The sequence below is a fragment of the Methylomonas sp. AM2-LC genome (assembly GCF_039904985.1).
GTDB lineage: Bacteria > Pseudomonadota > Gammaproteobacteria > Methylococcales > Methylomonadaceae > Methylomonas.
Genome location: NZ_CP157005.1, coordinates 506696 through 521346 on the forward strand (window position 1 = coordinate 506696; position 14651 = coordinate 521346).

A 14651-nucleotide genomic window follows, 5' to 3' on the forward strand; every position below is an offset into this window, starting at 1 on the left:
GAGTGTTTTTTATATTTTTTGTAGAACAAAGTTTGTCATGCGAGAAGTATAAATCAACCTGATCTCAATTCCATTGGTCGAATTAAGCATGGTCTTATTCACCACTTTATTTTTAAAACATCAAATAAATCCTGTGATAGAAAAACTTCGAAATATTGCAATTATCGCTCACGTTGATCATGGTAAAACTACGCTGGTCGATCAATTACTTCAACAATCAGGCACGTTTAATGCCCACGAAAAGGTCGATGAGCGAGTCATGGACTCTAATGCTCTGGAAAAAGAGCGTGGTATTACCATTCTGGCTAAAAACACAGCAATCGACTGGAATGGTTATCACATCAATATCGTTGATACTCCTGGACACGCCGACTTTGGTGGTGAAGTAGAGCGAGTACTGTCTATGGTAGATTCAGTGTTGCTACTGGTTGATGCGGTCGATGGACCTATGCCGCAAACCCGTTTTGTGACACAAAAAGCCTTCGCCTTAGGTTTAAAGCCCATTGTAGTAATTAACAAAATTGATCGGCCTGGTGCGCGTTCTGAATGGGTTATAGATCAAACATTTGATTTGTTTGATCGTTTGGGAGCTACTGATGAACAGCTGGATTTTCCGATTGTTTACGCTTCAGCTTTAAAAGGCTATGCTGGATTAACGGGTGATATCGACTCAGGTGATATGACTCCCCTATTCCAAACTATCGTTGATAAAGTTAATCCTCCTGCTGTAAATTTGGAAGGGCCTTTTCAAATGCAGGTCATCAGTCTCGATTACAATTCATATGTAGGCGTGATTGGTATTGGGCGTATTCAACGTGGTGCGGTAAAAACCAACATGCCGTTAACGCTGATCAATCGTGAAGGTGCTACGCGTAATGGACGTATGCTACAAATCTTTGGTTTTCATGGTTTGGAGCGGGTAGAAGTATCGCAAGCACAGGCTGGCGATATCATTGCTTTTACCGGTATTGATAAATTAGAAATTTCCGACACACTTTGTCAGCAAGATACCGTCGAAGCTTTGCCTCCGCTAAAAGTTGATGAGCCGACCGTAAGCATGACCTTTCAGGTTAACAATTCTCCCTTTGCTGGAAAAGAAGGTAAATACGTTACTTCAAGACAAATTCGAGATCGCTTAAATAAAGAGTTACAACATAATGTGGCGTTACGGGTCGAAGACACGGCAGATCCAGATAAATTTAAAGTGTCAGGTCGTGGTGAGCTGCATTTATCCATTCTAATTGAAAATATGCGTCGCGAAGGATTTGAACTGGGTGTTTCGCGTCCAGAAGTTATTCTTAAGGAAATCGATGGTGAAATGAGTGAGCCGTTTGAAATGGTGACCATCGAAGTAGAAGATGCTCACCAAGGCGCCATCATGGAAAAAATGGGCGAACGTAAAGGCGATCTGATTAACATGGTGCCTGATGGTAAAGGCCGAATTCGTTTAGAATATATGGTACCTTCGCGCGGCCTGATTGGGTTTCAAACCGAATTTATGACCTCGACATCAGGCTCTGGCTTGTTTTACCATGTATTTGACCATTATGGACCTGTAAAACCCGGTATTATTGGTATGCGTAAACGTGGGGTTTTGGTGTCTATGGTGCAAGGTAAAGCACTGGCTTACGCCTTATTTGCTTTGCAGGAGCGGGGTGAATTATTTTTAGTACATGCTGATGAAGTATATGAAGGTATGTTAGTGGGTATTCACTCACGTGCTAACGATCTGGTTGTCAATCCCACCAAAGCCAAGCAGCTTACTAATATACGTGCAGCCGGAACCGACGAAAACTTGATTTTAACCCGAATTCAAAAAATGACCCTTGAACAAGCATTGGAATTTATTGATGAAGACGAGTTAGTTGAGGTCACACCTCAGTCTATACGCTTACGTAAAAAACTCCTAAGTGAGAATGACCGTAAGCGCGCATCAAGATCTGGAGAATAATTCTTAAAATGTACTCAGGATACCAAGAATTCGGCAAACTGAATTTTTGGTGTCCTGAGTCAGTTTAGTGGAAGTTATTGTAGAACAAATTTTGTACCAATGACTAGCAACAGTGTTGCCAATACAGGTCGCAGATAATGTTCGGGTATTTTAGCGCTCAAATGACTGCCTATCCAAATTCCGGGTACCGATCCAAGTAGTAAGCTCAGCAGTAAATCCAAATCGAAGTTTCCCATACTTAAATGTCCCAAACCTGCGACGGCGGTCAATGGAATGGCATGTGCCAGATCAGTTCCCACAATCTTTAAAGTGGACATGCGCGGATACAGAAACAGTAAGGCTACAGTACCCAGTGCCCCTGCACCTACTGAAGATAATGTCACCAATACGCCTAAAATAGCGCCAGTTATTACCGTGGCAATTTTTTCCCAGCGTGGTGAGAATCTGCCACTGTTTTCAACAGTACTCAGCTGGTCATCAACAATTGCTTCTTTGGATGCTCTACGCATTAAGATGCTTCTGACTAATAAAGATAATGCAGTAAGAAGTAAAGCGACACCTAAAGTAAAGGTCATGGCGTGACTGATTTCCTTGCCGTTTGCAATAAAGCTGTTAAGCATATACAGAGTCAATCCAGCAAAAGGTAAGCTGCCTAGCGCTAATAAACCCACAATTCTCCAGTCAACTGAGCGATGTTTGCCATGGTGTACAAAAACGCCTACAGATTTGGTGAGTGCTGCGTAAATTAAATCTGTGCCAACAGCTACCGCAGGTTTAAAGCCAAACAAAAATACCAGCAAAGGTGTCATTAAAGAGCCGCCACCCACCCCAGTGATACCTACCAATAGACCGACAGCAAATCCGGAGGCTGTATATAATAAATTCATTGATAAATGCCTTTTCTTCTATATATTCGATAAGAGTGGATATTATGCCAGCGTGATTGTTCGTTAATTTATGACATTAAACGATAAGCTTATCTATTTATAAGATATTTGAGGTTTTTTATATAAACTCTGCGTGTTAAGCAGTATTGCCAAGGTTTTTTGGTATATAATTGTCCACAGAATAGACAAAATTTGCGGTTTATTACAAAAATGCAATTATTCAGGTGCACTATCAAAGCCATTTGTCCCAGTTTCAAACTCCACTCCTTTGCGCTAAAGCATATTTGCAATAGCCATCGTCAATTCTGGAATAACCGAATAAATTCGGTATACGAACAAAATACACCCATAAAATCAGGAAATATTAAAGCATGAGTGATTTACCAAATTGTCCAAAATGCGGCTCTGAATATAGCTATGCAGAAGCCGAAATGTATATCTGTCCTGAATGCTCTCATGAATGGCCAAAATCAGCAGCGAATGAAGCAGAATTACTGACTACTACCTTTAAAGATGCAAATGGTAATGAGCTGAAAGACGGTGATACTGTTACTGTTATTAAGGATCTGAAAGTAAAAGGCTCTTCTTTAGTTGTTAAAGTTGGCACCAAAGTTAAGAATATACGATTGGTCGATGGGGATCACGATATTGATTGTAAAATAGACGGCATTGGCCCCATGAAATTGAAATCAGAGTTTGTAAAAAAAGTCTAAGTATCAATTTTTATTAGCAAAACCAAGTTCAAGAAAGAGGCAGGTTTTGATGTGTAGCAACAATTTTTTATCGCTAAAAATGCTGACTTCTTATTTAATTTATTGTTAACTGCCTTAAAGTTGGCGTAACGCCTAGCTGCTGTGCTGTTTCAAAACGTGTAAATCGGAAAAAAACATGCTCAAAGCAGCCTTTTCAGGTATCCTTTTTCATAGTTTGTCCAACGATTTTAAACTAGGCACCGTAATGAACAACAGCTTAAACCACGACGTTAACGGAACTCAAGATATTGATCCTGACGAAACCAGAGAATGGATGGAATCTCTCGAATCGGTCATTGCCAAAGAAGGCAACGAGCGAGCTAGTTTTCTGATCGAAAAGCTGGTTAGTACAGCCAGACAATGGGGGTCGAATATACCCTTTTCTGCAACGACTGCTTATATCAATAGCATCACGGTCGATAAGCAACCCAAATACCCAGGTAATACCGATATAGAGCGGACTATTCGTTCTTACGTGCGCTGGAATGCCATGATGATGGTGTTACGTGCCAATAAATACACCAATGTGGGTGGACATATAGCCAGTTTTGCTTCGGCGGTCACCCTCTATGATGTAGGACAAAATCATTTCTGGAATGCGCCTAGCGATAAACATGGTGGCGATTTAATTTTCTCTCAAGGGCATTCTGCGCCGGGTACCTATGCTAATGCTTTTTTACTGGGTCGCTTAACTGATAAGGAAATGGATAATTTCCGTCAGGAAGTGGGTGGCAATGGTTTGTCATCTTATCCGCATCCTTGGCTGATGCCTGATTTCTGGCAATTTCCAACGGTTTCCATGGGTTTAGGACCCATTATGGCCATCTATCAAGCCCGTTTTATGCGTTATATGCAGGATAGGGGTTTTACCAATACGGAAGGACGTAAAGTTTGGGCGTTTTTGGGCGATGGCGAAACTGATGAACCAGAAACCTTGGGTGCTATCGGCATGGCTGGCCGCGAAAAGCTGGATAACCTTATTTTTGTAGTCAATTGTAATCTGCAACGATTGGATGGTCCTGTACGTGGTAATGGCAAAATCATTCAGGAACTGGAAGGCAATTTTCGTGGTGCCAACTGGAATGTAATCAAAGTGATTTGGGGGCGACGTTGGGATCCAATCCTGGCCAGAGACACTAAAGGACTTATTGTGAAGCGCATGATGGAATGCGTGGATGGTGATTATCAAACTTTCAAGTCTAAAGATGGCGCTTACGTTCGCGAGCGTTTTTTTAACACCCCGGAATTACAGGAACTGGTTAAAGATTATACCGATCACGATATTTGGGAGCTTAATCGAGGTGGTCACGATACCATCAAAGTCTTTTCTGCCTATCAATCTGCAGTAAACCATCGTGGTCAACCAACCGTGATTTTAGCCAAAACCATTAAAGGTTATGGTATGGGTGATTCTGGTCAGGCTCAGAACACCAGTCATCAGCAAAAAAAGATGAGTCCGGAATCCATTAAACGCATTCGTGACCGCTACCAATTACCGGTTAGTGATGATGAATTGGTTAACTTGCCCTATTTGCGTTTTGCCGAAGACTCTGAAGAATTAAAATATTTACGTCAACGTCGTATTGATTTAGGTGGATATCTGCCGGCGCGTAGAACTAAAGCCTACCCACTAGAAATTCCACCCTTAGCAACCTTCAAAGCCTTATTGGAAGGTACTGGCGAAGGCCATGAAATATCCACCACTATGGCTTTTGTACGTATCCTTAATATACTGGTAAAAGACAAACAAATTGGTAAACGAATCGTACCTATCGTACCAGATGAATCGCGTACCTTTGGTATGGAAGGCATGTTCAGACAATTGGGTATCTGGTCGCAAGTCGGTCAGTTATATACGCCACAGGATGCCGAACAATTAATGTTTTACAAGGAAGACAAGCACGGTCAAGTGTTACAAGAAGGTATTAACGAAGCAGGTGGTTTGTGTGATTGGATAGCGGCTGGTACAGCCTATTCCACACATGGCGTACCCATGATACCGTTTTTTATTTACTACTCAATGTTTGGCTTTCAACGGGTAGGCGATTTAATTTGGGCAGCAGCTGACCAACGTACACGTGGCTTTTTGCTAGGTGGCACTGCTGGTAGAACCACTCTAAATGGCGAAGGCTTGCAACACGAAGATGGTCATAGCCATCTAATGTCTGCTACGGTTCCGAACTGTTACTCTTACGATCCAACTTTTGCTTGTGAGTTGGCTGTTATCATTCAAGATGGCTTGCGCCGAATGTTTGTCGAACAGGAAGATATTTTTTATTACATCACTTTGATGAATGAAAATTATGAACAAAGCCCTATGCCAGAGGGAGCCGAAAGCAATATTCTAAAAGGCATGTACCTGTACAAAAAAGGTTCGCACACTAAAAAGCCTCGTGTGCAACTGTTGGGTTCAGGCACCATCTTTATGGAAGTGATTGCGGCTGCCAAGCTTTTAGACGAAGATTGGGGTATTGATGCTGATATTTGGAGTTGCCCAAGCTTTACCGAACTAGGCAGAGATGGCCAAAGCTGCGAACGTTGGAATCGCCTGCATCCTACCGAAACGCCACGTATTTCGCATGTTGAAACCTGTTTGTCTGGTACTAAGGGGCCTGTGATTGCTGCTTCTGACTATATGCGGGCTTTTGCAGAGCAGATTCGTGCCTATGTAAAAAGATCGTATATTGTACTGGGTACCGATGGTTTTGGACGTTCCGATACCCGTGCAAATTTGCGTAGTTTTTTTGAGGTGGATCGTTACCATATTACCATTGCAGCTCTCTATGGCTTGGTGCAAGCAGGTGAATTTGAAGCCACTAAGCTTGATGTGGCAATCGCGAAATACAATATCAACCCCAATATAAGCTCTCCTTGGCTGGTTTAACGGAAAGATACGACATGAGTTCTTTAATTGAAATAAAAGTCCCTGATCTGGGAAATGTCGCTGACATTGATATTATTGATGTCTTAATCAAACCAGGCGATGAAGTGGTGCTGGAGCAAACGCTGGCAGTCATGGAAACTGACAAAGCCACCATGGATTTACCCGCCAGTGTTGCTGGTAAAATTAAACAGGTACATATTAAGGTAGGCGACAAAGTGGCGGAAGGTACTTTGGTGGCTACTTTGGAAGTTAGTGACGAAGCTGCATCACCTAGTAAAGCTGAGCAAGCTGCCCCCGTTGTAAGTAACGAACCTGTCGCAGTTGCGACTGCTCCGCAAACAGTTGCTCCCGTTGTAGAATCACCAAAACAGGCAGTAGTGGTAGAAGCTACGCCCAGCTCGGAAAGTAACTTGGGATTCAAACCACATGCTACACCCGGCGTACGATTGTTTGCCCGTGAATTAGGTGTAGATCTGAGCAAAATAGCCAATGGTAGTGGGCATAAAGGCCGGATACTAAAAGACGATGTTAAGAACTTTGTTAAAAAATCCTTAGCTACTGCAAGCTCTGCCAGTACAGGTGCAGGTATACCATCTATCCCGGCCGTTGATTTTGCTCAATTTGGTCCAATCGAAGAAAAAGCACTAAGTAAAATAAAACGTTTAACCGGACAAAATCTTACCCGCGTCTGGTTAAATCTGCCTTTGGTGACTTACCACGATGAAGTGTCGATTGATGAAATGGAAAACTTCCGTAAATCGGTCAATGCTGGTTTAGCAAAAGACGCGGTTAAAGTGACTGGTTTAGTTTTCATTATGAAAGCTTTAGTGGCAGCCATGCAAAAATATCCTGCTTTTAACAGCTCTTTATCGGCTGATGGCGAGAAACAGATTTTTAAACACTACTTCCATGTTGGTATTGCTGTTGATACACCCAATGGCTTGGTTGTACCTGTTATACGTGATGTTAACCAAAAAAGCCTGTTACAGTTAACGGCTGAACTTGCCGAAAAAAGTGAATTAGCCCGCCAAGGCAAACTTAAACCCAACGAAATGCAAGGTGGATGTATCACTATTTCCAGCTTAGGCGGCATTGGCGGCACGGCCTTTACACCAATTGTCAATGCGCCAGAGGTGGCAATATTAGGCGTCACCCGTGCCAAAATGCAACCGGTTTGGAATGGTTCTGCATTTGAACCGAAATTAATGCTGCCGTTGGATTTAACCTACGATCACCGAGTGATCGACGGAGCAGAAGGTGCACGCTTTATGGAAGCACTTAAAAATTATCTGGGCGATATTCGCCGATTATTACTCTAGGAGCAAATGTATGGACGCCAATTCCGCAATTCATACTGAAGTACTGGTGCTAGGTGGTGGCCCCGGCGGCTATACTGCCGCATTTCGGGCGGCTGACCTGGGTCAAAAAGTAGTGCTGGTAGAACGTTTTCCCGTTTTAGGCGGGGTCTGTTTAAACGTTGGCTGTATACCGTCTAAAGCCTTGCTGCATGTAGCGCATATCATACATGAAGCAGACGCAATAGCCGAACATGGTGTTAGCTTTGGTAAGCCAAGTATTGATCTGGATGCTATTAGAAACTGGAAAAAAAGTGTCAGTCAGGGCCTAAATCAAGGTTTGGCAAAACTGGTTAAACAACGCAATATTACTCTGATACAAGGTGCAGGCAAATTTGTATCAGCCAACAGCCTAGTGGTAGACACGGCAACGGGTCAACAAACCATCAGCTTTGATAAAGCCATTATTGCAGCAGGCTCACATCCGACCAAAATTCCGGTATTTCCCAATGACGACGAACGTTTGTGGAATTCAACTGATGCCTTGGAATTGAAAACGATACCACAAAAAATGCTGATCGTAGGTGGAGGTATTATTGGTTTGGAAATGGCAACTGTCTACCATGCGCTGGGTTCAAAAATTAGCGTAGTCGAATTAATGGATCAAATCATTCCTGGTTGCGACAAGGATTTGGTTACACCGTTACAACGCCGTATTAAAAAACAATACGACAATCTCTGGTTAGAGACGCGAGTAAAATCTATAGAAGCGACCGAAGCAGGCTTAAAAGTCAGTTTTGAAGGCAAAAATGCACCCGAATCAGACCTGTTTGATGTGGTATTAGTAGCCGTGGGGCGCAGACCAAACGGCAAATTGATCGATGCCGATAAAGCGGGTGTTACTGTGGATGAACAAGGTTTTATTCCAGTCGACAAACAACAGCGTACCAATGTTAGTCATATCTTTGCCATAGGCGATATTGTCGGCAACCCCATGTTGGCGCACAAAGCCAGTTACGAAGGCAAAATTGCCGCCGAAGTAATCAGCGGTATTAAAGCCGGATTCGATGCCTTAACCATACCTTCAGTAGCCTATACCGATCCAGAAGTGGCTTGGATGGGTTTAAGCGAAACTCAAGCAAAAGCGCAAGGTATAGACTACGAAAAAGCTACCTTTCCATGGGCCGCCAGTGGCCGTTCTTTGAGTATGGGGCGTAATGAAGGTCTAACAAAAATTATTACCAATAAAGACACTGGACGTATTCTAGGTGCGGGTATTGTTGGGCCAGGTGCAGGTGAACTGATAGCAGAAGCGGTATTAGCCCTGGAAATGGGTGCCGATGCAGAAGACATTAGTCTGACTATTCATGCGCATCCAACCCTATCAGAATCGTTTGCCTTTGCTGCGGAAATGATAGAAGGTACCATTACCGATTTGTATATCAAGAAATAGAAAATAATGACATAGGCGGGGATTTATTACCTGGACCCCGCCTACAACTCCGCATATTCCGTTCATGGTATGAAAACTGTGCGCTGCAATGTAACAAATGCGCGAACTCGTAGGCTTGTTTAAGTTAACGAAATCCAGCATCGAAGCTATCAATTGCCACTAAAAAACAAATTCCTTTTCCTAAAACATCTGTTGTAAAACAAATGTTTTACGGCATAGCGAATACTTACCTGTCAAATAAGATACCAAACTTAGCTGGTGCAAACACTATGCGACACAATTCACGCAACGAAAAGAAGCCGGAACGCCTATTGGTGCCAATGATCTTTGCATGCGCTTTCTACAAATGCAACTCTCGTTACCCATAACTTGCGCGAGTTTGAGCGTATTAGCGGTTTAAAACTTGAAGATAGATTTTTTAGCGGGAGATATCGTCTTTCTGTGCTATTCAACAGACTTAAAGAGCAATCCCAAATCAAGAAAGCTTGTTTGCCATTTAGTTTTTAGAGCATAAACAACAGGTTGGTTAATCAAGTCTAGTCAAAATCAATCAGTATTAGTCTGATTGGTTATAATACCCAAAACAGGGTGATTGATTAACAGGGATCGATTTTCTGGTTCGCCATGCGAACGACTGATAGGGGAAAGTAATGACTGATATGCATAAAATTGTGATTGTTGGTGGCGGTGCTGCCGGGCTTGAATTAGCAACCCATTTGGGGCATAAACTCGGTAAACAGGCATTGGCAGAGATTACCCTGCTGGATGCAACCTCAACACATATCTGGAAGCCTTTGCTGCATGAAGTGGCCTCTGGCACACTGGCTGAAGCTGAAGAAATTGAGTACTTGTCTCAAGCGCACCGAAACAATTTTTTGTTTCGCTTAGGACGAATGGAAGGCTTAAATCGTGAAAAAAAAGAAATTTATGTCAGCCCGACTCTTAATGATCAAGGTGTTGAATTAATTCCGCGCCGTACCTTTACATACGATACCTTAGTATTGTCCGTTGGCAGTGTCAGTAATACCTTTGGTATTAAAGGCGTTGATAAGCACTGTATGTTTATCGATACCACCACTCAGGCCTACCGCTTTCAAAAACAACTGGTCGAAACCTATTACATCAAGTCCTATGCCGGCCAAAACAGTCTGAAAGACAAACCAGTATCCATAGTAATCGTGGGTGCTGGTGCAACTGGGGTTGAGTTGTCAGCAGAGTTACACCAAGTAACCAAGCTTCTGGCAACTTATGGTCTAGAAGATTCGGATAAAGTCAAAATTACCATAATTGAAGCAGCAACACAATTATTACCAGCCCTGCCGCCGCGTTTGTCCAATGCCACCCAGCAACAATTGGTGAAACTGGGTATTGATCTTAAGTTGGGGCGTCGTGTTACTGAAGTGACCGAAACTGCAGTACATACCCACGACGGTGAAGTGTTTGAGGCGGATTTGAAAGTGTGGGCGGCGGGCATTAAAGCACCTGACTGGATGAAGCATCTGGATGGTCTGGAAACCAACCACTTGAACCAATTAGTCGTTGATCAAACCTTGCAAACCAGCGATCCTAATATTTTTGCCATTGGTGATTGTGCCGCTTGTGTTTGGGAAGGCCATACAGGTAATGTTCCACCACGCGCACAGGCTGCGCATCAACAAGCTTCGGCAGTTGCTAAAACATTGATTAACCGTCAATACAACAAACCAGCAGTCAAATTTGTTTATCATGACTATGGTTCACTGGTTTCTTTGGGTAAATACAGTACTGTGGGTAGTTTAATGGGTAGTTTGATGGGTACCGTCAGTGTGGGTGGTTTTGTTGCCTATGTTGTCTATTTATCCTTATATAAAATGCACCAAATTGCTATACACGGCTATTTCCGCACCGCTATGCTGAGTTTGTCTAATCTGTTCCGGCGCAGTACCCACGCTAAAATTAAAATGCATTAATTACCGAGTAAATTAAAATGTTAGAAATTGAATACGAATTCCGCGAAAAAGACCTGTTGCACTTCAACGAGCTCAGGTTAGCCAATGACCGCGAATTACAGAAGAAAATCCGTCAAAACCGTTTGTTTGTACCGGGTGTTATGTTGGCAATTGGTATGTTCTATTATGTTTACTATGTCGATATGATGACGACAGCCTATATTACATTGTTGGCAATAGTATGGGGCTTGAGTTCGCCGTATTTTATGAAAATGGATATGCGCCGTCAGTTTTTTAATAAATACACAGAAGCCGAAAAGAAAGCCATGTTCGGTATTCACAATCTAACCATAGAACCTGAATGTTTGTTGGAAAAATCGCCAGGCGGTAAACACAAAACGCCTTGGGCAGAAATACTCAGGGTAGAAAAGCATAAAGAGTATGTATTTATTTACGTGGATATTGATGCTGCTTTGGTTATTCCGCGCGAAACGGTTAGCAAAGGTGATCTTAAAGCCTTCGCTAAGCAGGCAGAGGGTATGATAGAGCGCTTAGGGTAATAAGCCGTCCCGACGTTGGATGTACAGTCGGCACGCACTGACACATTCTGCTTTGGTTTTATACGGACCACTAATTTTATCCACCGTATAAAACCACCAGCCTTGTTCGTTAATAAAATACCGGTCCTGCGGTTTGAAAAGCGGGTGAGCCGGTCGGCCGGTACTCAACCTCATAAACAAGTCGGATTATAATCAGTTTGCATTATTCCACGCCGCTGATTAATTCCTTTAAATACTGGTATAGCAAGCGTGCAGATTTGGGCGGTTTGGCCTCTTTTGCTTCTTTTTGGGCATTACGTTGTAATTGCCGAATATGTTGAGTATCTGCGTTAGGAAACTCACTTATTAACTTGGTTAGTTGCTGTGTACCCGTATCAGCCACCAGCACATTGCGCCAGCGTTCAATTTGATGATGCTCACGGACAGCATGCGCACTTTGATTTTTCATCCGAGCCAGTTTTTCCTGTATGGGCTCAAGATCAATATTACGCAACTGGGCGGTAATATATTTTAGTAAGCGTTTTCTGGCCGAATTCTGCCCCATTTTGGCGGCTTCCAACAAAGCCTGCTCTATGCTTTCCGGTAACTCAAATTCAGCAATATGGCTGGCAGATAATTGGGTAATTTCTTCTGCCATGGCATGTACTCCCGCAATTTCCTGCTTAATCCGTGTTTTGTTGGGGCGTATTGCATAATATTCTACTTCGTCGCCATCATCGGCTTCTTCTGCGTATAATTCTTCGTTCATTTCAGACCATTGCTATTAAAAAGACCACAAATATAACTACCAGAGCTAACGGTATTAATAGGCTAGGCCAGTCAGATGGTGCGTTTTTGCTGCGCGCCATTGCTGCTTTAATGCCGGGCCACATTAAGAACAGTAACAACATTGCCAGTGTTCCGACTATCAGTTTTTCCCAGTCAGGAAGCATGCGTTATCCTTAGGTATAAATTTGCAGGTAAAGTATTTTAGCAAACCTGGCAGATTAGTATCGGCTTGCTTTATTTTATGCTATTGACTAAGCGGAGATTCTTAAGCCATATGTAGCAGTTTAGCTGCTAAGTGGCTAACCTAACAAGTAAAAATAGAGTTAACCACAAAAGCTGTGGATAACTCTGTGGATTAACGCTATTAATGGAGTCTTAGTACTGTAATTTATTGGCTTTTTGTTAGATTGTATAAAGTTTATACAGTATTCTAATTATTGAAAATCAATGACTTAGCTTAATTCCTTGTAATTCAATAGCTTATTTTGTCAAGCATTTTTAATATTAATTTCCAAAATAGATGTGTGCATAACCGTTTTGATTGATATCAACAAATTTCGTTTATTTAAGCTTACTGGCAATGTGTCGCATTAACTTATATGTATGAAAGCGGTCAGCAAAAGTTATTGCTCAATTTGTTGACTTAGTATCATCATCAACTCAAGTTGAGCATTCCGGCATTAACGAGTTCCGCCAGAACTGGCCTTCTTTTTCAAATAAGCGCTGGCTTTCAGAGGGCCCCCAGGTTCCTGCTGGATATGTGGCAATGTATTCACGCTCCATTGCCCAGGTTTGCAAAATCGGGTCTACTATACGCCACGCGTACTCTACTTCATCGAAACGCAAAAATAACGAGCGATCACCTTTCATCACATCCAGTAATAAATCTTCGTAAGCATCAACCTTACGCTCATTGGGATGGCGAAAACTGGCATCTAGACTAGTGGTACGTGTACGCATTTCCAGGCCGGATTCTTTAACTGTCATCTCCATGCGAATACATTCTTCCGGTTGTATACCCATCAAAACCCAGTTAGGATTCATGCAACTGACATGCGTATCGCGAAAAAACTGTAACGGCGGATGCCGAAAACAAATAGCAATACTGGATTGTCCCGCAGCCATGCGTTTGCCGGTACGTAGATAAAAAGGCACACCACGCCACCGCCAGTTATCAATTAGAACTTTCATGGCGGCAAAGGTTTCCGTGGTACTACCCACAGGAATATTATCCTCTTCCAAATAACTTTTTACTTTTTGGCCGCTAATGGTGCCTTTGGCATACTGACCGCGAAATGCCTGGGCATGTACCGCAGATTTGGGTATAGGCCTTATTGACTTTAAAACTTTTACCTTTTCATCTCTTAACGCTTCAGAATCCATGGAAACAGGTGGCTCCATGGCCACTAATGTCAATAATTGCAACAAATGGCTTTGCAGCATGTCACGTAAGGCTCCTGCGCTGTTGTAATACTCAGCACGACTTCCTATACCCATATCTTCTGCGTGGGTAATTTGAATGTGATCAATGTAATTGCGATTCCACAGAGGTTCCAGCATGACATTAGCAAAGCGAAACACCAAAACATTTTGCACCATACCTTTGCCCAGATAGTGATCAATACGGTAAATTTGCTGCTCAGTTAAATAGCGTTCCAGGCTTTTTTGCAACGCTTTGGCACTATCAAGATCGTAACCAATCGGCTTTTCTATTATCACTCGCCGCCAGCCATATTCTTCATTAAATAAAGAGACCTGGCTCAGCAATTCTACTGTCGTACCAAAATCATCTGGACTGATGGCTAAATAAAATGCCATGTTTTTAGAAAATCGTTGGTCTTGCAAGGTATCAGTCAACGTTTCATAGCAGCTTAATTCATTCAACTGTCCGCGGTGATAATCTAGGCGGGCGCTAAAACGAGCAAATACTTCAGGATCAAGATTTGCCCCTTCCTTTTCATTGAGCATGGTTTTAACTTCTGCTAGCCAGTCTGCCGTATCCCAAGGTCGTCGCCCCACAGCAACAATGCGCGTGCCTTCCGGCAATTTATTTTCCAGATCAAGATGATAAAAACCAGGTATTAGCTTTAGTCGCGCCAGATTACCAGTTGCGCCGAAAATCACATAGGTACAAGCATCGGTATTGGTCATAGCGTCTCTCAAGCAGTGAGTA

At 42.7% G+C, this 14651-nt stretch carries 11 protein-coding genes; 7 read left to right on the plus strand and 4 right to left on the minus strand.

Annotated features, from left to right (window positions below; genetic code table 11):
• Window positions 1–133 precede the first annotated feature (133 nt).
• A complete protein-coding gene (gene typA, locus ABH008_RS02410) occupies window positions 134–1951 on the plus strand; it encodes a translational GTPase TypA (protein WP_347990020.1) in 1818 nt (605 codons plus the stop codon).
• 74 nt (window positions 1952–2025) lie between these two features.
• Here typA and ABH008_RS02415 read toward each other — a convergent pair whose 3' ends face one another.
• Window positions 2026–2838, minus strand: a complete 813-nt coding sequence (locus tag ABH008_RS02415; RefSeq protein WP_347988279.1) for a sulfite exporter TauE/SafE family protein — start codon at window positions 2836–2838, stop codon at window positions 2026–2028.
• A 371-nt stretch (window positions 2839–3209) separates the two neighbouring features.
• On the opposite strand from ABH008_RS02415, the gene ABH008_RS02420 reads away from it, so the two are divergent.
• The 6 genes from ABH008_RS02420 (at window position 3210) to ABH008_RS02445 (ending at window position 11710) form a co-directional block, all read left to right on the plus strand.
• Entirely contained in the window at window positions 3210–3551 is a 342-nt protein-coding gene (locus ABH008_RS02420; RefSeq protein WP_347988280.1) for a zinc ribbon domain-containing protein YjdM, read from the plus strand.
• A 244-nt stretch (window positions 3552–3795) separates the two neighbouring features.
• Window positions 3796–6474, plus strand: a complete 2679-nt coding sequence (gene aceE, locus ABH008_RS02425) for a pyruvate dehydrogenase (acetyl-transferring), homodimeric type (protein ID WP_347990021.1) — start codon at window positions 3796–3798, stop codon at window positions 6472–6474.
• A 14-nt stretch (window positions 6475–6488) separates the two neighbouring features.
• Entirely contained in the window at window positions 6489–7793 is a 1305-nt protein-coding gene (locus ABH008_RS02430) for a 2-oxo acid dehydrogenase subunit E2 (RefSeq protein WP_347988281.1), read from the plus strand.
• Between the two features lie 10 nt (window positions 7794–7803).
• Window positions 7804–9222 (plus strand): dihydrolipoyl dehydrogenase, encoded by a 1419-nt coding sequence (gene lpdA / locus ABH008_RS02435; protein ID WP_347988282.1) that lies wholly within the window; start codon window positions 7804–7806, stop codon window positions 9220–9222.
• A gap of 650 nt (window positions 9223–9872) precedes the next feature.
• Window positions 9873–11171 carry an NAD(P)/FAD-dependent oxidoreductase gene (locus tag ABH008_RS02440; protein WP_347988283.1) on the plus strand — a complete coding sequence of 433 codons (1299 nt, stop codon included), beginning with the start codon at window positions 9873–9875 and terminating at the stop codon, window positions 11169–11171.
• 17 nt (window positions 11172–11188) lie between these two features.
• A complete protein-coding gene (locus ABH008_RS02445) occupies window positions 11189–11710 on the plus strand; it encodes a YcxB family protein (protein WP_347988284.1) in 522 nt (173 codons plus the stop codon).
• Between the two features lie 202 nt (window positions 11711–11912).
• Here ABH008_RS02445 and yjgA read toward each other — a convergent pair whose 3' ends face one another.
• The 3 genes from yjgA to zwf all read right to left on the minus strand — a co-directional run bounded on the left by yjgA (window position 11913) and on the right by zwf (window position 14629).
• Window positions 11913–12458: a ribosome biogenesis factor YjgA gene (yjgA, locus tag ABH008_RS02450; protein ID WP_347988285.1), complete on the minus strand. Its 546-nt coding sequence runs from the start codon at window positions 12456–12458 to the stop codon at window positions 11913–11915.
• A gap of 1 nt (window position 12459) precedes the next feature.
• A complete protein-coding gene (locus tag ABH008_RS02455) occupies window positions 12460–12642 on the minus strand; it encodes a hypothetical protein (RefSeq protein WP_347988286.1) in 183 nt (60 codons plus the stop codon).
• Between the two features lie 496 nt (window positions 12643–13138).
• Window positions 13139–14629 carry a glucose-6-phosphate dehydrogenase gene (gene zwf / locus ABH008_RS02460; RefSeq protein ID WP_347988287.1) on the minus strand — a complete coding sequence of 497 codons (1491 nt, stop codon included), beginning with the start codon at window positions 14627–14629 and terminating at the stop codon, window positions 13139–13141.
• Between the last annotated feature and the right edge of the window lie 22 nt (window positions 14630–14651).

What these genes read in the sequence shown, in the direction of transcription:
- ABH008_RS02455 (WP_347988286.1), bottom strand. Translation starts at nt 12,642, where the DNA reads ATGCTTCCTGACTGGGAAAAACTGATAGTCGGAACACTGGCAATGTTG.
- ABH008_RS02440 (WP_347988283.1), top strand. Translation starts at nt 9,873, where the DNA reads ATGACTGATATGCATAAAATTGTGATTGTTGGTGGCGGTGCTGCCGGG.
- lpdA (WP_347988282.1), top strand. Translation starts at nt 7,804, where the DNA reads ATGGACGCCAATTCCGCAATTCATACTGAAGTACTGGTGCTAGGTGGT.
- ABH008_RS02415 (WP_347988279.1), bottom strand. Translation starts at nt 2,838, where the DNA reads ATGAATTTATTATATACAGCCTCCGGATTTGCTGTCGGTCTATTGGTA.
- aceE (WP_347990021.1), top strand. Translation starts at nt 3,796, where the DNA reads ATGAACAACAGCTTAAACCACGACGTTAACGGAACTCAAGATATTGAT.
- zwf (WP_347988287.1), bottom strand. Translation starts at nt 14,629, where the DNA reads ATGACCAATACCGATGCTTGTACCTATGTGATTTTCGGCGCAACTGGT.
- ABH008_RS02445 (WP_347988284.1), top strand. Translation starts at nt 11,189, where the DNA reads ATGTTAGAAATTGAATACGAATTCCGCGAAAAAGACCTGTTGCACTTC.
- ABH008_RS02430 (WP_347988281.1), top strand. Translation starts at nt 6,489, where the DNA reads ATGAGTTCTTTAATTGAAATAAAAGTCCCTGATCTGGGAAATGTCGCT.
- ABH008_RS02420 (WP_347988280.1), top strand. Translation starts at nt 3,210, where the DNA reads ATGAGTGATTTACCAAATTGTCCAAAATGCGGCTCTGAATATAGCTAT.
- yjgA (WP_347988285.1), bottom strand. Translation starts at nt 12,458, where the DNA reads ATGAACGAAGAATTATACGCAGAAGAAGCCGATGATGGCGACGAAGTA.